This is a genomic window from Labilibaculum sp. K2S, assembly GCF_030372765.1.
Classification (GTDB): domain Bacteria; phylum Bacteroidota; class Bacteroidia; order Bacteroidales; family Marinifilaceae; genus Labilibaculum.
Map to the genome: position 1 here is coordinate 66,448 of NZ_JAUCMW010000010.1, position 20,388 is coordinate 86,835.

Below are 20,388 nucleotides of genomic sequence, written 5' to 3' on the forward strand. Positions count from 1 at the left end.
GTTGTACTTAGTGTTCTTTGTGGTAAAAAACATTTCTTACAACACCTCCAATAATACAATATTGTATTTGGTATCAATGCTTACTTTTCCGTTTTCAACTTTTGCTTTCTTACCGGAATAAGCATCCCGCAATTTGGTTCCATCCTCTAAATCAGCAATTACCAATTCTTTTTCTCCTTTTGGCAAATCCAATCCTACAAAAACCTGATCCTGCAATTCAGCATTGCTATATGTTCTGCTGAATAAGTAAGGCTTTTCGCTGATCATTTTATGCACTCCTGCACCAACTGCCGGATGATCTCTTCGAAATTTGCCAAGCTTTTGCCAGTGAGCCAATACGGCTTGTGTATGCTCATCGGTTTCAACTTTCTCCCAGTTCATAAACGAACGCAAAGTAGCATCGCCAACAGTTCCTTCAATTATCAACGATCTGGCTGTTTCATCCCCATAATACACTTGTGAAGTTCCCGGGCACAACAACAATTTATTTGCTGATTCAATGCTTCTTTCTCTCTTTGGATCAAAAGGTGATCCGTCATCATGAGATGTCAGATAATTCAAAACGCCATAACCTTTTAAGTCGCCATTTAATATTTCTGAATATTTCGAGAACAATTCTTCGTAGCCCGATAGTGCGTTGTACTTAAATTCGAAGTTGATTAAATCAGTAAATCCATTGGCATAATAGTTCACCTGCTTATCGCCAAAATCGTAAACAAATTTGTTACTGATACTGTATCCATAAACTTCTGCAACAGAATAAAATTCGTTGTTGTCCATTACCTTTTCAGGATTATTTTTCTTCCACAATTGAAATGCATATTCACATTCCGTACGAAAATCGCCCCAAACTGTTTCTTCGGTATGCTTCACAGTATCGGAACGGTAACCGTCAATTCCAAACTGAACGATGTAATCGCACAGCCATTTAATCATGTGGTATTTTGGTGTGCGTGGATATCCTGTACGGGCAAAGAATTCATCCAATTCTTTCATTTCCTGATCGTAACGTCCTTCGTTTTTCCATTTCTCAGCCAAGCTTGCAGGAACAGTCACTTCCTGTGTGCTTTCTGTTTTAAGATCGGGCAGATTATCAGTCAGCGTGCACTCAGTCGTAGTTTCGAAGTTCTGATAAGTGCAGGTTGGTCCGGTTCTCACCCATTCCTTTTCCCAGGCCGGGTCGGTCTCTGTTGCTGGTCCGGTGTGATTAATTACCGCATCCATTACAATCCGAATTCCGTTGGCATGAGCGGTCTCTACCAATTCAGCCAAATCCTCCATTGATCCGAAGTTCGGATCCAAAGCAGTCCAATCCTTGGCCCAATATCCGTGAAAGCCATATGTATTTCCTGTTCCCTCATCAACAGCTCCGTGAATTTGCTCTGTTACCGGCGTAAACCAAATGGCGTTAATTCCCAGATCATTAAAATATCCTTCTTTTATTTTCTGAGTGATTCCCTTGATATCACCACCTTCAAAACCTCTCAGTTTTCCGGTTGGCAATTCCCGTTCAAAGTTCACGTCATTATCTTCAGTTCCGTTGCAAAAACGATCTGTCAATAGAAAGTACAAGTTAGCTCCCTCCCACACAAATGGCTTTTCAGCATCTGTAATTTGCTTTTCGGATGTTGAACACCCCAAGAGCAGAAAAAGTAATGCTGCAAATATGCTGTATCCTAATTTCTTCATCATTTCGGTTATTTTAGACGCTGATTATATATGATTCTTTATGATTTCCGCTAATTTCAATGCAAACAGCAAGAAAATACATACTGATTGTTACAATTTTTCAGATCCGGATAATTATTTAAATTTTAATATCAGTATTATTCTTTGTGTGCCTTTGTGCTCTTCGTGGTTCAATTTTTATTCTTTGGCTCAAAAGCATTCTACTCTTAATTCTTCCTTACAAAACCTATCGAAATTTTATTGTTATTGATTGCTTTCCTTCTAATCTTACTTCGCCTGCAAAACGAAGTATTTTTAATTCCTTATCCCAATCGAAATCAATAAGCTTCTTTCCTAAGAATACCTTCTTTGGTTTCTTATTGATATTGTGAATAACCCAATTGATTGTCTTCTGAGTGCTTTGGTAATGCTCCCCTTTTTCAGTCTCAACTTCCAATATCAATTTCGATTTCGAGGCCGCAGATCTAAAGTTCAGCATTTCGTACTGTCCCTTTCCATATGCATCAGGAGTTGCTCCATCATCGTTGTACAAATGTCCCTTACTTCCCACAACAGACTTGTCTTGATAGTAATGCAATTCCATATTTTCAAGAGAATAAGCTCTGGTATTCAGCATTCCTTTAATCATTGGAATGAAAGAACCACCCCGAACAAATACGGGAATATGATCTTCTTCTGTAGTAATGGTGTAGCTTTTCCCGCCTTCATATTTCTTTTCAGAAACAAAATCGAACCAAACAGAATTAGCAGGCATGTATACTTCTTTCTCTTTTAAGCCTGCATCGGTAATGGTCGATACCAAAAATGCATCTCCCCACAAATAGGTATCCGAAACAGATAACAATTCTTTATTGTCCTGTTCTTCGAAAAACAAAGGACGCATCAATGGCAAGCCAGTCTGGTTATTATCGAAGGCAATGGTATAATTGTATGGCATCAACTTATATCTCAATTGAATTGATTTCTTTGCCAATGCTTTGGTTTTTGACTCTCTAAACACCGGCTCGGAGGCAACAGCTTCCTGTGCATGCGGACGAAATATCGGTTGAAAGACACCATATTGCAACCAGCGAGTGTACAATTCATCATCTAAATTATCACCTGCAAATCCGCCTAAATCGGAATGCATGTAAGCAATTCCCTGCAAACCCATCTGCAAAGAGATTTCGGTTTGTGGCTTTAAACCTTCCCACGAGCGACTCACATCCCCTGTCCATGGTACCATTCCGTAACGCTGCGAACCAACGGCTCCTGCTCTCATCAGAATAAACGGGCGTTGATTGGGAAAGTCTTTCTGATAACCTTCATACACCAATTTCGCCCAGTAATGACCGTAAATATTATGTACCTCATCGGCCGATCCGTTTACATGCTGCAATCCTGCCGGATGAACTTCCGGTTCTCCTAAATCGCCCCACCAACCGGCAACTCCTTTATTGGCCAATCCTTTGTAAATATCCCAAAACCAGTCAATCGCTTTCGGCTTAAACACATCTACCAATCCGGTATTCCCGAAATAAAAATCGTAGGTATAAGGATTCCCGATAGAGTCCGTTCCCAAAACCTCTTCTTTCACGGCCTCGTCCCATCGTTTTGATGTAGTCAAGATAAAAGGCTCAGTAATCAGGATTGTTTTTACTCCTTTAGCATCCAAATCGGCAATCATTTTCTCTGGTGTTGGAAATGAATCACGCTCAAAAGCCAAATTTCCCATCTCACCTTTCATCTCTTTCCCAAACCAAAACAGATCCAAAATAATCGCATCAACAGGAATAGAATCTTTCAGAAACTGATCGATTGTTTCTCTGCATTCCTTCTCCGAATGATATCCGAACCGACTCGAAAAATTCCCAAAACTCCAACGGGGAAGCATAGGTTGTCTGCCCGTTAAATTGGTAAATTCATACGTGAAGCCTTCCCATGTATCCGAAGCAATTACTTGATATACTTTTCGTCCGCTGCTACTTTCATAGCGCAAGGTATTTGTATGTTTGCTATCTAAATCCAAATAACCAATGGGTGCATTGTCGAAATGAACGGCATACATTTTCGAAGAAATCACCAAAGGCATGGTGTAATTCATCAATTCGGAATGGGTACCGTATCCGTAATCAGCTCTGTTGTATAATTGAAGTCGGTTTCCGCGTCGGTTCATTCCCAAAACACGTGCACCACCACCAAACAATACTTCATCCTCATCAATGGTAAAATCAATATTTTCTGTACTGTCTGTTTTAACGTATCCATCTTTTTCAGAAATCAGCTCTTTGCCTTTATAGCTATAGCTGATATCAAAAGGAGATTTTGAAATAGTTACATTTATTCCCTTAGACCGAAATTGCAATTCATTCCCTTTCTCAACCAGAGTAACAGAAATAAGTTCAGGTTCCATTACTACAGCAGTCGATTCTCCTTTTCCAGCTTCCCCTTTCGGGATGAAGGCCGTTTCTACAATATTTTGATTGTAAAACTGAATCTCATAATTCCCATCATTGGTAATAAGTTCCAATTCATTGCCATTCACTTTATGCGATTGATAAACCCGTTGACTGTTTTGTGCAAATGCCGAAAAAGACGCAAGAGCAACAGCCAATAAAATAGAAAACCGTAAAACAATTCTTTTACTCATATTCAGAGGTTAATTATTCCGGTGATCACCCGATCACGCTTATTTTAATTCTAATATAACTGATGTGTTAGGAGCCAAAGAAATACTCCCTTTCGAAAAATCGAATTTTTTTCCGCTAATCACATCTTTTCCTGACGTGAATGCTCCTAAACATTCAGAAAATCTTTTCAAATCCAGATCCTGTGCCTTTTCGTTCTGATTAATCACCACCATTACAGTCTTTTCCAAATTGCTTCGAAAATAAACATAGGTATCATTTTCAGGAACGTAATGCATCAATTTACCTGTGTGAATTACCGGATTTTCTTTTCTCCAGTTCAATAATTTCTTTAAATAATTAAAGGCTTTATTCTCTTTTGAGCTTCGTCCTTCTGCTGTAAAAGCATTTCTTGCATCACCTTCCCATCCTCCGGGAAAATCAACACGCATTTCACCATCACCATCACTCTTTTTACCTTCCAGCAAGATCTCGGTTCCCACATAAAGTTGAGGAATTCCACGAGTTGTCAGCAGGAAAGTCATCAGGTTTTTGTATTTCTGAATGTTGCCACCTAAAACCGACATGATATGGTCTGTATCGTGATTCTCAGCAAAAATAAATAAGTTGTCTGTGTGTGGATATAGATAATCAAAAGCAAGAGAATTATACAATCGAATCAATCCGGTATCCCATCCTTCTTTCTCATTAAAAGCCTTTGTCATCGCCTCAAACAAGGAAAAATCCATTACACATGGCAAATTGGAATTATAGCCATCATGATTTACAGCATCTTTTTGCCAGTAAGCAATCTCGGCAGGAGTACTTAACCATGTTTCACCCACAATATTCAGATTTGGATATTCCTCCATAATTGAGCCTGAATAAACCGCCATCGCATCTTTATCGTTGTATGGATACGTATCGACTCTAATTCCTCCTAAATCGGCATATTCTATCCACCAAATGGTATTCTGAATAAAATAATTAATCAGTAAATCGTTCTTTTGATTCAAATCAGGCATAGACCGTGCGAACCAGCCATCAAAATTCTTTTCGTAATCTCCTTTGGAAACATATGGGTCATTCGTGGTGCTCTTACGATGATTGGATTGGGTGTATTCAGTAAATACATGAACCCAATCACTTGAAGGCAGGTCGTTCATCCACCAATGAGCCGAAGCACAATGGTTGGTCACCACATCCATAATAATTTTAATTCCGCGTTTTTTTGCTTCCGCAGATAAACGGGCATAATCCTCCTTACTTCCAAAACGTGCATCTATTTTATAATAATCGGATATTGCGTAAGTATGGTAAGATATTTTGGGCTGGTTATCCTCCATTAAAGGAGTATTCCAAATTGCAGTAATTCCAAGTTCCTGCAAATAATCCAAATGATCGATAATCCCTTGAATATCCCCACCATGGCGACCATTAGGATTTTCACGATCCAATTTATCTTTCATTCCTTTAACAGAATCATTACTTGGATCTCCATTTGCAAATCGGTCCGGCATAATCAAATACACCACATCCGATGCATCATAGCCTTTTCGGCTTGCCGAATCTTCTTTTCTTTCTCTTAATTCGTAGGTATAGCTTACTTTCTTTTTGCTTTTCTCTGAAAAAACAAGATCGAAGCGACCTGCTTTTGTTCCTTTTTTAATCAGCAGATTTACAAACAAATAATTGGGGTTATCCGTCTTTATAGTCCCTTCAATGGTAACTCCCTGATAATTCATCGAAACATCATACTTCGAAACATTTTCACCGTGAACCAAAAGTTGTAAGTTTGGATTCTTCATATCCACCCACCAAAACATAGGCTCCACTCTTTCAATTTTCAACTTCTCAGCAAAGGAGTTCATGCTAAAAAAAGAAACCATTAGTAAAGATATCAAAGAAGCTTTCATATGCTTATAATTTGTTTTTGATTTGTCATATGGAACTTACCATGCCGGAATAATCATCTTCCTGTGTGTCACAATCACTTTGGCATGGACGTTTCATACGATTAAAATAAAGCCATTATATAATTTCAGGATAAGAGAAATCCCCTTATCCTGAATTATTATTGTAATAAATTAAGCGTGCTCAATTACCAAGCTGCTATTCTTTTCAATTAGGTATTCATCATCAATCAGGAATAAGGAAATATCATCACCTTCTTCGTTGATTACACCAACTTCATCGGCAGAAACTCTCACATTCAGTAAATTCCCTCTAAATCGAACTTTGAACGAAAAGGATTTCCATTCTTTTGGAATTAATGGTTTGAATATTAATTGTCCGTTTTGAACTCTCATTCCTCCAAAACCTTCAACAATCGACATCCATGTTCCGGCCATACTTGTGATATGCAGACCTTCGTGCACTTCCATATTGTAATCGTCAATATCCAAACGGGAAGTTCTTAAATACAGATCGTAAGCTCCTTCAATATCGCCGATTTTAGCTGCAAGAATAGAGTGAATACAAGGTGAAAGAGATGATTCATGAAGAGTTCTTGGCTCGTAGAAATCGTAATTTTTCTTGATTGTTTCTTCATCGAACTGATCTTCGAATAAGTAAACGCCTTGTAAAACATCAGCTTGTTTGATGAAACATGATCGCAGGATTCTATCCCATGACCAATGCTGATTGATTGGACGTACTTTAGGATCTAAATCGGCAGCCAGAATTTGTTCTTTATCCAAATAACCATCCTGCTGTAAGAATACACCTGTTTCCTCGTCAACCGGATAATACATGTTATCAATGATATCATTCCATTTTGCCGTTTCAGCATCAAAATCAAATTTCAGATTGCACATGATTTCATCAAAACGAGAAGAATTGGTTTCCTTCACATGAGCCATAGCTTCCTGAGTATATTTCATACACCAATTCGCTATGGTACTTGTGTACCAGTTGTTGTTGATGTTATTTTCGTACTCGTTAGGTCCGGTAACACCAAGCATCACGTACTTCTTCTTCGCTTCAGAATAATTAACCCGCTGACTCCAGAATCGTGAAATACCAATTAATACATCCAAACCAAATTCTGCTAAATAATCTTTATCATCCGTATGACGGATATAATTGTAAATAGCAAAAGCAATGGCTCCGTTACGGTGAATTTCTTCAAAAGTAATCTCCCACTCATTGTGACATTCTTCCCCATTCATTGTTACCATTGGATACAAAGCGGCACCATTGGTAAAACCTAATTTTTCAGCATTCTCAATTGCCTTTTGCAAGTGCTTATGACGATAAATCAATAAATTACGGGTAACCTCAGGCTTAGAAGTACTCAAATAGAAGGGAACACAATAAGCTTCTGTATCCCAATAGGTAGATCCACCATATTTCTCACCGGTAAACCCTTTTGGTCCAATATTTAATCTCTCATCTTCACCCGTATAGGTCTGATTCAATTGAAAAATATTGAAACGAATGGCTTGTTGAGCAGCAATATCGCCTTCAATAGTAATATCACTGGTAGCCCATTTACCGGCCCATGCAGCTACATGCTCATCTAAAAGAGAATTATATCCTTTTTTGTATGCTTCTGCAACAAGCTTCCGTGCATCAGTAAGAATTTCATCCTTCCCGTGATTTAATGAACTTAAAACACCTGCATACTTATATAGGCTAAGTTCTTCTCCTTTTTTAACGTCAAACTCAACGGTGTTGGAAACGTATTTAGTCTCTTCCTTTACAGAAGGTACCATTTCCAATTTCTGTCCATCTTTGTATACGTCATATTTCATTCCTATACAAACATGGAAATCCAATTTCTTGGTTTTGGCGGTAATAAAACCTTCACCATTACTGGATTTGCACGTTAAAACATCCCAGAACTTCTCATCATAATTCGAATCCTCATTAGCTACGTCTGCATCGAGGTACGGATTGAAACTAATTTTCCCATCAAAATTTAGAGCTGTAACAGAATAACGAATTGCACCAACTTCGGAAGTCACAATACTTAAAAATCGTTTTGCATCGACCTTAATTTGGTTCCCGTTCGACATTTCAGCAACAAATGAACGGATCAAAACACCTTCCTGCATGTTTAATGTGCGAACAAATTCGCTCACTTTACATTTTGCAAGATCAAGCATTTCACCATTGATTTTTACATCAATTCCAATCCAGTTTGGCGCATTCAGTACCTTCGCAAAATATTCCGGGTAGCCGTTTTTCCACCAACCTACTCTGGTTTTATCAGGATAATAAACACCTGCGACATAAGTTCCTTGTAATGTTTTTCCTGAGTAATGTTCTTCAAACATGGCTCTTTGGCCCATATTTCCATTACCTAGACTAAATATGCTTTCAGATGAGCGATGATTCTCAGGAGTAAATCCCTCCTCGATCATGCACCATTCATCGTGTTTTAAATATTCATTCATATTGATTTCCTTTTAAAAATAATCCTACCTATGTCCTTAAAAGTTCAATTGACTCATAGAAAACCCGACAAAACCGGGAACTACAATATTTGCTTTTCCCAACACATCAGGAGAACCAATTCCAACACACTTCATTTTGCCGTTAATTGCAGCTTCAACTCCAGCTTCAGCATCCTCAAATACCACACATTCCGAAGGTGCAACCTTAAGAAGCTCTGCTCCTTTTAGAAACACTTCCGGATCCGGTTTTGCATTACTCACTTGAGTTCCATCAACAACCACATCAAAATAATCGGTAAGCTCTAACTGATTCAAAATAGTCATCGCATTTTTACTCGCAGATCCCAAAGCAATCTTCACCCCGTTGGATCTGAGTTCAGTCATAAATTCTTTCACTCCAGGAAGAATTTCATCAGGAGTCATTCTTAATATGTACTCCAAATAGTTTTTGTTTTTCTTATCGGCCAATTTAAGTTTAGTTTCCTGATCGAGCTCAACTCCACCAATCGAAAGAAGTATATCCAAAGAGGTCATTCGGCTCACACCTTTCAATCTCTCATTATCTTCTTCGGTGAAGTCAAAACCTAACTCGTTTGCTATACTTTTCCATGCGATGTAATGATACTTCGCCGTATCAACCACTACTCCATCTAAATCAAATATACATGCACTAATTGTTCCCATTTCAAACAAATATTATTAATTAACAGCTTTATTTTGCTTAACGAAAGTGACAGAAATTGCCCCTAACAACATTGATACTCCGGCGATCACCATAATGTAAATTGCCTCACCGTTGAAAAAGTATCTTAAAATTTCACCGGCAATTATTCCACTAACAATCTGAGGACCTGCGATAGTGAAATTGAAGATTCCCATATACACGCCCATTTTATCAGCAGGCAAAGAGTCCGATAAAATAGAATATGGCATCGCTAAAATTGCAGCCCATGCTATTCCTACTCCTGCCATTGGAATCATCCACAAAGCAGCACTCGATGGTACATCAACTTCAGTTATTAAAAGATTTAAATGAATTAAATCGCCTCCGCTAAACAGGTAAGTTGATAAGAAACCTAACCCTCCTAAAAGCAAGGCTGAAGAATAAACAGTTTTCCTGCCAAATCGATTCGCCAACCTTGACATTAGAATTGAAAATATAGCAGCAAACAAACTGTAGCCTGCAAACAGAATTCCAACCCAATCTCCTGCGTCCTGAAACGATTCCGATTTTACATCAGTAATTGGACATCCCCAGGAATGCTGTGCCAAAGCGTAGGTAGTATATACCCACATCAAATAAAGAGAAAACCAGGAAAAAAACTGAACAACAGCTAATTGCATCATGGTTTTTGGAGTTTCTTTCAACAGTTTAAAGAATCCAGATAAAGTACTTTTTTCCTTTTTCTCCTTTGAAACAACTTCCAAACCTTTATAATCTGCGTATTCTTGAGGTGGATATTCCTTTGTTCGGAAAACAGTCCAAATTACTGATAACAGTAACATACCGCCACCAATATAAAAAGACCAGATAACTGACGAAGGAACTCCTCCATCAGGATCAACATTACTAACTCCCATCACATTGGTTAAAACAAATGGCAAAATAGATCCTAAAACTGCTCCTGTATTAATCAGAAAACTTTGAATGGAATATCCTGCATTTCTTTGTTCTTCAGGAGTCATATCTGCAACAAGCGCTCTAAATGGCTGCATCGTAATATTAAACGACCCATCCATTAAAGCGAACATCACAGCACCAAATACAAGAGGTGGCATAATTTTAACTGCTATACCTGCATTGGGCATAAAAAACATTGCCAAAGCAGCAACTACAGCACCTCCTAAAATATAAGGGCCTCTTCGACCAAAACGGTTCCATGTCCGATCACTCGCACCTCCAACAATTGGCTGAACAATTAATCCCATAACAGGTGCCGCCAACCAAAATAGAGATAAATGATGCAAATCTGCTCCTAAACTTGATAATACACGACTTACGTTTGCTCCTTGCAGGGCAAATCCCATCTGTATTCCTAAGAATCCGAAACTGACGTTCCAGATTTGCCAAAAACTTAATCGAGGCTGTTTTTTCATTTGTTAGTTAATTATGTCCTTCCTGTAAATGGGTTGACGTTTTTAATTACAATCATAAACTGTTCTTTAATTTTGACCCATGAACATACGGATCAGATTCCTCAACAATGAGAAATTCAATAAACAATTTTTGTTTCAAATAAAATTTTGGAAAAAATAGATCCTGATACAAATCGCATTAATTTGTGTTGCAAAGGACTAACTTAATTATCCAACACAATATAGTGTTAAACAAATAATAGATCTGTGTAATTTCCATCATTTTATCTGGAAACGAGATCATATTAATAAGGAAGTAAATATAAAATTAAGTCGGAAAAGAGGTTTCCCTCCACGGTCAAAAGTAGAGAAAAAAATACGATATGTCAAAACAACTTCAAGCTGAAAGTTTCAAAAGGTCAGTAAAAACAGGCTTAACAACCCGTAACAAACGATTGCAACAAATTCAAAAATAAATCCGTTTTTATTCAATTTAAGATGAATTCATAATCTTATTTCATCAAAATAAGCCCTTCCTGCAGACAAAAAAAGCTGCACAAGGCAACTTTTTTCACACATCAGTATACAATATTATATATGTCTGGTTGACCCTCTTACAATCAAATTGGTTTTAACAACTTTTGTGACAGGTTCATAATCCATATCTCCTGCAGAAATTCTTTCGACAATTAATTCTGCTGCTTTCAAACCGATCTCAAAACCATGCTGTTCTAGAGTGGTAAGAGACGGATCAGTTACCCGGGAAACCAAGCCATCCGTAAATCCAACTATAGAAATATCCTCAGGGACTTTTAATCCTAATTTTTTCACCATCAAAAGTGCACCGGCTGCAGTTAATTCATTCACGGCAAATATCGCATCCGGTGGTTCAGGCAAAGCCAATAAATCAGGAGTTTTTAGAATTGCCTCATCAAAACTGTCACATTTAACAATTAAATTTTCATCGATTGGGATTTTGTGTTTTAACATTGCCTGGCGATAACCTTTCTGACGATTCTGAGCCAATAACATATGCTGGGGTGCCGATAAATGAGCAATTCTTCTGCACCCAATTTTAATTAGATGCTCTACTGCAGCAAAAGCACCAGCAAAATCATCAACAATTACATTATCTGATGACAAATCATTACAAACACGATCAAAAAATACGATTGGAATTCCATTATCCCTTAATTCCTTAAAATGACTGTGATCTTTTGTTTCTTTTGACATAGAAACCAAAACTCCATCAACACGACTTGAAAGTAAAGCCTGAACATTAGCAATTTCTCTCACATATGATTCATTTGATTGGAATATCATCACATTGTATCCGGCTTTTGAGGCAATATCTTCAATTCCACTAATTACCGAAGAAAAAAAATGATGAACAATTTCCGGAATGATCACCCCAATGATATTCGTTTTACTATTTCGCAAACTTAAAGCTACAGCATTGGGCTTGTAATGCCATTTTTTAGCAAGTTCATTAACAGCCTCCTTAGTTTTAAAACTAATATCAGGATGATCTTTAAGTGCCCTTGACACAGTAGAGGCAGAAATTCCTAATTCTTTGGCTATATCTTTAATTGTTACTTGCCCGCTTCTCATATATAATTTGTATATTAATAGATATTAACACCTTAAGTAAACACGTGTAACAAGATGATTTGGAATATTCTACATATTCCAACTACGCTTGAAACAAGCTTCGTAAATATAGGGAAAATTAAACAAATCTATAGGTTCGTTTTGGAATTTATTCAGGAATTATAAACTTATATCGATATGTAAATATCAAACGTTTGCGATGACGTTTGCGATGATTTATTTACACTTAACGATCAATCATTTATAAGAAAAATCCATCAACATTTATCTTTGATTACAGAATGAATTAAGGCTAACTTAACGTTAGGGTAATTTTAGAAGGCTAAAAGAGGAAGAACCCAAGTCGGAAACACGAGTTCATATTTTTATCTAAAACACCTTAACTAATTAACTAATTAACTAATTTATCTTAAATTTCTAATTTATGGAACTTAACATTAGTAGACTTAGAAAACTACTTCTTATGCTCGTTATGGTATTTTCATTTACCATGATTCATGCACAGGAAAAAGTAGTTACTGGTTTAGTTACCGATGCAAACGATGGCATGGGGATTCCTGGTGTTTCAGTAGTTGTAAAAGGAACGACTATAGGAACAACTACCGACATTGACGGAAATTACACTCTTACAGTAGACGGCAACGCTACAATTATTTACTCTTTTGTTGGATATCGTCCTCAAGAGATTCTAGTTGGAACACAATCTCAAATCAATGTAATTTTAAGTGTTGAAACCGAAAACCTTTCTGAGGTAGTCGTGATTGGTTATGGTACAGTTAAAAAGGAAGACAAAACAGGTTCTGTAACCAGTGTATCTTCAAAAGACTTTAATAAGGGTAATATTACCTCTCCACAAGACCTTTTAGTAGGTAAATCTTCAGGTGTTGTTATTACATCCGCAGGAGGTGCTCCTGGAAGTGGCTCGACGATTCGAATTCGTGGAGGTTCTTCATTAAGAGCATCAAATGATCCATTAATTATAGTTGATGGTATGCCTATTGAAAGTGTAAAAAACAATGTAAGCGGTAGTGCGAATGCCCTATCATTCATTAATCCAAATGATATCGAAACCTTTACGGTATTAAAAGATGCATCGGCAACAGCAATTTATGGTTCTAGAGCATCGAATGGTGTAATCATTGTTACAACAAAAAAAGGAGCTAAAGGAAAACCAATGCAAGTTTCGTATAGCGGTAGTATATCTGTAGCAAGTGCAGTAGATTATATTGATGTTTATTCTGGTGATCAATTGAGAAAAATTGCTTTATCTAATACTTCTTTATATGATCCTATGAACTACGATAAGCTAGGAACTGATAATACAGATTGGCAGAAAGAAATTTTCAGAACTGCTGTTTCTCACGATCATAACGTGGCAATATCAGGTTCATATAAAGAACTTCCATATCGTGTTTCATTAGGTTATACCGACCAAACAGGTATTCTTAAAAATACTGATATGCAAAGATACACAGGAGCCTTAAATCTAAATCCAACATTTTTGGATGATGCCCTTAAGGTAAACATGAATGCAAAATTCATGATGACCAACAATAATTTTGGAGATGATGGAGCAATTGGTTCTGCTATTTCAATGGATCCAACTCAGCCTGTTTATGATGGAAATCCAGCTTCGGCAGGATATTACCAATGGCAAAATTATGGTGCTAACCTTGGTACTCCTAACCCTGTTGAACAGGCAATGGCAGTAAATAACAAATCTGATGTATATCGATTTGTTGGAAACCTAAAGTTAAACTACACTCTGCCATATGTAAAAGGTTTGCAAGCTAATCTAAACTTAGCAACTGATTACACTGAAAGTGATGGTCAAAATAATCGTCCAACAACTTCACCATCAACCCTTGTTCCTTCGGCTTGGGGTAAATTGAGTGATTATACAGCAAAGAATAAAAATAATCTTTTGGATTTCTACTTAAACTACAATAAAGAGTTTAACGAAGATCACAGACTGGATGTCACAGCAGGATATTCATGGCAGCATTTTGAAAGAGAAGGTACAGATTATACCAGATCTGTTGAAGATTCCGATCACCCATTACAAGTAGATAATGAGTCTGAATTTAAAACTGAAAACTATTTAATTTCGTTTTTTGGTCGTTTAAATTACGCTTTCAAAAACAAATATCTTTTAACAGGAACATTCCGTTACGATGGATCCTCTAAATTCTATTCGGGACCTTCCGCACCAAAAGATAAAATGTGGGGATTCTTCCCTTCTGCAGCATTTGCATGGAAAATTCACGAAGAATCATTTATTAAAAATATTGACCAGATTTCTAACTTAAAACTTAGATTGGGTTGGGGTATCACTGGGCAGCAAGATATCACCGATGAAAACTATCCTGCTCAAGCCAAATATGACATTTCACGAGGCGGATATTACTACTATATCAACGGTAGATACATTCCGACCTTACGTCCTGGAACTTATGACCCGGATATTAAATGGGAAGAAACAACAACTCAGAATATTGGTGTCGACTTTGGATTCTTAAACAATAGAATTAACGGTTCGGTTGATTACTATTTCAGAGAAACCACAGACATGATCAACGAAGTAACTATTCCTAGTGGAAGTAACTTTTCAAACACATTAATTACAAATGTTGGTAGCTTGGAAAATAAAGGTATTGAGGTTTCTTTGAACTTTGTACCGGTTTCTACTCCAGATATGTCTCTAAATATTGGATTCAACTTCTCTCATAATAAGAATGAAGTTACAAAGTTATTATTAACTGATGATCCTAATTATATTGGTGTTACAGAAGGTAGTGGTATGACGGGTGTTACACAAATTACCAGAGTAGGAGAAGCTGCTCATTCATTCTTTGTAAACAAGCAAATTTATGATTCCAACGGGAAACCAATTGAAGGTTTATATGAAGATATAGCTGGAAATGGTGGCGTTATTAATGGTGATAATGCAAACAAATACATCTATCATAGTCCAACACCAGAATACACTTACGGTTTTTCTGCACGCTTTAACTACAAGCAATTTGACATGTCTACATCCTTGCGTGCCAATATTGGCAACTATGTTTTAAATCAAGTTGCTTCAGGTGCTTCCTATGATCAAATGCAGCAAATTGGATATTGGAAAAATATGCCTAGCCATTTGAGTAAAACCAACTTTGTAAAACGTCAATTCACATCTGACTATTTTGTTGAAAATGCGTCATTCCTAAAAATGGATAACATTAGCGCAGGTTATACCTTTAGTAAATTTGCCGGACAGGATATCAATGCCCGAGTTAGTTTTACTGTTCAAAATGTGTTTACAATTACTAAATATTCTGGATTAGATCCCGAAGTTGGAGAAAAAGATGACAGGTCGGGTATTGACAACAACTTATATCCAAGACCCCGCACATTTACATTGGGCGTAAATTTAACATTCTAAAATATTACAACAGATGAAGAAAAATATATATATAATAATCGCGATTCTGTCCTCTGCACTGGTGTACACATCATGTACAAAAGATTTAGAGGTAACACCTATCGATCCGAGTCAGATTTTGGCAGGTAACTTAGGTGACGATCCAGCCTATATGGAACAAACATTGGCTAAATTGTATGCCAGCTTTATTATCTCTGGTCAAGCTGATGATGATGCCGATATCACATCCAGTGATGATGGCTTCTTTATTACAATGAGAGCACTTTGGAATCTACAGACTATTACTACCGATGAAGGAATTAATGCCTGGGGTGATGTCGGTATTTCTGATTTGAATACTCAAACCTGGAGTGCGCAAAATCCATTCTTAACTGCCGTGTATCAACGTTTAAGTTTAAGTGTTACCTATGCTAACGACTTTTTAAATGTAACCGCAGGTAGTACAGAGCCAAACATCATCCAATATCGTGCGGAAGCAAGATACTTAAGAGCTTTTGCTTACTATTGGTTAATGGATTTATTTGCAAACCCTCCTTTTACAACAGAAGAAGATGGAGTTGGTAAATATTTCCCTGAACAAATTCAACGTGCAGACTTATTTAAGTTTATTGTTGATGAATTAAAAGCAATTGAACCTGATTTAGGAGAACCCGGATCTAACTATCCACAAGCTGATAAAGGAAGTTGCTGGATGTTACTTGCTAAAACTTATTTGAATGCAGAGGTTTATACAGGAACAGCCCATTGGGATGATTGTAAAACCTATTGTGATAAAGTTATCGCTAGCCCTGCATATAGTTTAGCGACTGATTACAGACAAAACTTTAGTGCAGATAACGATCGTGGTCATGGTAACAATGAAATGATTTTTGCTTTCGCAGAAGATGGTATAAATACACAAGGAAATGGTGGAATTACTTTCATTATTGAATCTTCAAGTGATGCAACTTATATTCGTGCCGAAGATTATCATGGACTTACCTCTAACACCAACTGGAACGGTAACAGAGCAAGAAAAGATTTAATGAATATTTTAGTTGATACTTTGGCTGTTTATGGAAACAATCCAGTTCCTGCTACCGATACGATTTTTGCTCAGTGTCCTGATAAAAGGGTTTTCTTACGTCAAAAACGATCAATAAATATCCCTACTCCTTCTTCTAGTGGAGACTTTGGTGTAGGTGTTTATAAGTTTACAGCTAAAAATCATGATGGAACGCAAGCTGATAATTACAGTCCTACATTTGCTTCTACCGATTTTCCCGTATTCCGTTTGGCGGATGCCTATTTAATGAGAGCAGAAGCTTTATTCAATACAAGTGGTGCTACTGCTGCTGTTGTAGCTGATATTAATCTGATTCGCGAAAGAGCATATGGAGATGATAGTGGTAACATCTCAGTTAGTGATGTAAATGCCGATTTCATTTTAGATGAGAGAGCAAGAGAATTCTACTACGAAGGACAAAGACGTACTGATTTAGTTCGTTTTGGCAAGTTCACCGGAGGTGCATATAACTGGCAATGGAAAGGTGGTACTTTTAACGGTACAAGCACTAGTAGTCATCTTAATATTTTCCCAATACCGGGCGATGAAATTTCTGCGAATCCTAACATTAAGCAAAATGATGGTTATTAATCATTTAAAACCAAAAAAAATGAAAAAATATTATATATTATTATTTGCATTAGTTGGGGTATTAGGCTTCTTCACGAGTTGTGATGAAGACGGTGATCAACTAAGCTTGAGTGATAACGTTACTGTCCCAACTCTTACTTTACCAGATTTAACTTTGATTAGAGCTAACGGAGCAGACAACTTAATTTTTGCCTGTACTCCGGTAGATCCAGGATTTAATGCTTCGGTAACCTATTTTCTTGAGGCATGTCCAGAAGGTAATAACTTTCAAGATATAACTGAATTATATAAGGGTAGCACATGCGATAACATTGAGTTAACTGTAAATCAAGTAAATTCAATACTATTGGATGGTTTTCCAGAAGATGCAACATCATCTGTTGATTTCAGAATCAGATGCGTTCTCGAAGCTGATGCCGGACTTGGCGTTGATGACCTTGTTTATTATTCAGAGACCGTAAATGGAGATGCAACTATCTTTGGTTTACTTCGTTTAGATATACTTATTACTGGTTCTACAGAAACTCAAAATATCAAATCTCCTGGCAGCGATGGCATCTATGAAGGTTACGTGAAATTTGAAGCTGGAGATAGCTTTACATTACTTGATCCTGATAACAACATTACTTACGGTGCAAGTGGAACAGGTATTGCTGTAGATGGTTCAGCAATTACTGTTGTGGATGCAGGTTGGTATAGTCTAAATGCTAACACTAATGATTTAACCTACACTATTGAGGCCTATAACATTGGTTTAGTTGGAGATGCTACTCCAAACGGATGGGATACTCCAGATACTAAAATGGATTATAACTCCACAGATCGTACTTGGGAAATTACCGCCGATTTAACAAATGGTAATTTTAAATTTAGATTAAATGACGGATGGGCATGGAATCTTGGTGGAAATGGTACTGCTGATGGAAGTACTGACAATTACGATTCTGACAATAAAACGGTTCAGCTAAGTCAAGGAGGAAAAAATATTCCAGTACTTGATGGAGCAGGAAATTATACGATCAAACTGAATATTACTGGATCTGTAGCAACCGTTATAAAAAATTAATACATGAATAAACCAAGGGGTGCCTTAACATATCGCACCCCTAATGATTACAGAGTTTATTCAAAAATTAATAAATATTAGTACTAAATATTTAAGTATGAAAAATAATATATTTATCAAACTATTAGGCCTTGCATTCACCGCTTTACTTTTAGTGTTTGTTGGGTGTGATAAAGATGATCTGGTTAAGTTGGATGCTGAAATGGCAACCTGGCAAAAGGATGGAATTACATCTACTTCGGTAGAACTAAGTGGAATTGTTGTTGCTGAAGGTGATGGAATTTCAGAGTATGGTATTGTTTGGGGTACTACAGAGAATCCTACTACTGCAGACTCAAAAAAAGTAGCTGATAATGTAGAAAAAGCTGTTTATTGGGTAACCGTAGATGGTTTGGAACACTTAACTACATATCATTACAGAGCCTATGTTATAACTAACGGAGGTACTACATTATATGGAAAAGATGATGTATTCACAACATTAGCTCATAAGCCAACTATTATTATCTCAAATGAAGCAACAGATATTACTGATATTACTGCTAATATTGCAGGAGAAGTTCCTTATGATGGTAAAGCATTGGTTACAACCAAAGGAATCTGTTGGAGTACAGAAGAAAATCCAACAATAGCAGGTCTGCTTACGGACGAGGGTGAGGGAATGGGTGAATTCACTAGTGCTTTAACAAACCTTAGAGCAAAAACAGTCTACTATGCCAGAGCTTATGCAACAAATTCAATTGCTACCGTTTATAGTGCTCAAATTACATTTACCACTCTTGTTGGAATTGCAACTGTTGAAACAGGAACTGCATCAGCTAAAGCTACAACAGCTCAAGTAGCAGGAAACGTTATTTACAACGGAGGTCTAACAATATCAGAACGAGGTGTTTGCTATGGCAAAACTGAGAATCCAACTATTGCTGACAGTAAAGTAACCAATACTGGGGAAAACGGTGAATTTACGGTTGATATAAGCGGATTAGAAACAAGTACTACCTATCACGCCAGAGCTTACGCAATAAATAGTGAAGGTGTTGCTTATGGTGCAGAAGTCTTGTTTTCAACCTTCCCAACAACCATGTACATCAATGGTAGCTTTGTTCCAAGTTGGGATTGGAATAATGCCGCAGTACTTGAAATGATTCCGGTTCATAGTAACCCACATCTTTTCTGGAAAATTGCATGGTTTAATGCTGATTCGGAATTAAAATTTAATTCAGAATTAGCTTGGAATGGTGCTGAATTCGGAAAAACCGGCGACACAGCAGGTGCTGATGGCGTATGGAATAAAGGTGGAGATAATATACCAACTGGAGCGGAAGGTTATAAGATGGTTGTTGTAAATCTTTTAGCTAATACGATTCAAATAACCGATCCTGTTATCTATGCTCAGGGTAGTGCTTTTGGAAATTGGAATGGCGGTGAATTCTTATTTACTCCAGATGTTGCTGACGCTAAGATTCTTGTTTCGCCGGCCGCTGTAGCGGATGATAATGCAAGAATGTATGTAACAGCTACTACTTTGACTAACACTGATAACAATCCTGTTGATTGGTGGCAAGCAGAGCTTAGTGTGCTAGTAGGAAAAATTGAGTACCGAGGAGCAGGAAATGACTTGGCTGGTGCACCTATTACAACTGGTCAAAAAGTGAAACTAAATTTCAGTACTGAGTCTGGAATCTTTGAATAAGTGAAATAATTAAATTAAAAAGCCGCCCATGGGGGGCGGCTTTTTTCAAATTGTCTTTATCTCAAAAAACACTCTCTCACAACATCTGTTTTCGACCAATTACAATTGCTTATTATTAATACATATTTGGCTTAGATTAAGAAAAACAGAATAATTAATGTATGTCACTTATTAACAAATAATT

At 37.1% G+C, this 20,388-nt stretch carries 11 protein-coding genes; 4 read left to right on the forward strand and 7 right to left on the reverse strand.

Annotation, left to right across the window (positions count from 1 at the left end; genetic code table 11):
* Positions 1 to 36 precede the first annotated feature (36 nt).
* The 7 genes from QUH73_RS12625 to QUH73_RS12655 form a co-directional block, all read right to left on the reverse strand.
* Positions 37 to 1,692 (reverse strand): alpha-amylase family glycosyl hydrolase, encoded by a 1,656-nt coding sequence (locus QUH73_RS12625; RefSeq protein WP_289530799.1) that lies wholly within the window; start codon positions 1,690 to 1,692, stop codon positions 37 to 39.
* A gap of 223 nt (positions 1,693 to 1,915) precedes the next feature.
* On the reverse strand, positions 1,916 to 4,318 hold the full coding sequence (locus tag QUH73_RS12630) for a glycoside hydrolase family 31 protein (protein ID WP_289530800.1): 2,403 nt from the start codon (positions 4,316 to 4,318) through the stop codon (positions 1,916 to 1,918).
* A 39-nt stretch (positions 4,319 to 4,357) separates the two neighbouring features.
* The gene (locus QUH73_RS12635) at positions 4,358 to 6,211 is read right to left on the reverse strand and encodes a glycoside hydrolase family 13 protein (protein WP_289530801.1); all 1,854 of its coding nucleotides are present in this window, start codon (positions 6,209 to 6,211) and stop codon (positions 4,358 to 4,360) included.
* Positions 6,212 to 6,382: 171 nt separating this feature from the next.
* Positions 6,383 to 8,695 carry a glycoside hydrolase family 65 protein gene (locus QUH73_RS12640; protein WP_289530802.1) on the reverse strand — a complete coding sequence of 771 codons (2,313 nt, stop codon included), beginning with the start codon at positions 8,693 to 8,695 and terminating at the stop codon, positions 6,383 to 6,385.
* A 36-nt stretch (positions 8,696 to 8,731) separates the two neighbouring features.
* Positions 8,732 to 9,379, reverse strand: a complete 648-nt coding sequence (gene pgmB, locus QUH73_RS12645) for a beta-phosphoglucomutase (protein WP_289530803.1) — start codon at positions 9,377 to 9,379, stop codon at positions 8,732 to 8,734.
* 15 nt (positions 9,380 to 9,394) lie between these two features.
* A complete protein-coding gene (locus QUH73_RS12650) occupies positions 9,395 to 10,792 on the reverse strand; it encodes an MFS transporter (RefSeq protein ID WP_289530804.1) in 1,398 nt (465 codons plus the stop codon).
* Positions 10,793 to 11,362: 570 nt separating this feature from the next.
* Positions 11,363 to 12,397 (reverse strand): LacI family DNA-binding transcriptional regulator, encoded by a 1,035-nt coding sequence (locus QUH73_RS12655; protein ID WP_289530861.1) that lies wholly within the window; start codon positions 12,395 to 12,397, stop codon positions 11,363 to 11,365.
* 409 nt (positions 12,398 to 12,806) lie between these two features.
* Between QUH73_RS12655 and QUH73_RS12660 the strand changes: the two genes are divergently transcribed.
* The 4 genes from QUH73_RS12660 (at position 12,807) to QUH73_RS12675 (ending at position 20,204) form a co-directional block, all read left to right on the forward strand.
* Positions 12,807 to 15,809 carry a SusC/RagA family TonB-linked outer membrane protein gene (locus QUH73_RS12660; RefSeq protein WP_289530805.1) on the forward strand — a complete coding sequence of 1,001 codons (3,003 nt, stop codon included), beginning with the start codon at positions 12,807 to 12,809 and terminating at the stop codon, positions 15,807 to 15,809.
* A gap of 13 nt (positions 15,810 to 15,822) precedes the next feature.
* Positions 15,823 to 17,445, forward strand: coding sequence for a RagB/SusD family nutrient uptake outer membrane protein (locus QUH73_RS12665; RefSeq protein ID WP_289530806.1), 1,623 nt, complete (start codon positions 15,823 to 15,825; stop codon positions 17,443 to 17,445).
* Between the two features lie 19 nt (positions 17,446 to 17,464).
* Complete coding sequence (locus QUH73_RS12670) at positions 17,465 to 18,511, forward strand: SusE domain-containing protein (RefSeq protein ID WP_289530807.1); 1,047 nt, start codon at positions 17,465 to 17,467, stop codon at positions 18,509 to 18,511.
* 97 nt (positions 18,512 to 18,608) lie between these two features.
* Positions 18,609 to 20,204 (forward strand): SusF/SusE family outer membrane protein, encoded by a 1,596-nt coding sequence (locus tag QUH73_RS12675; protein ID WP_289530808.1) that lies wholly within the window; start codon positions 18,609 to 18,611, stop codon positions 20,202 to 20,204.
* Positions 20,205 to 20,388: the final 184 nt, after the last annotated feature.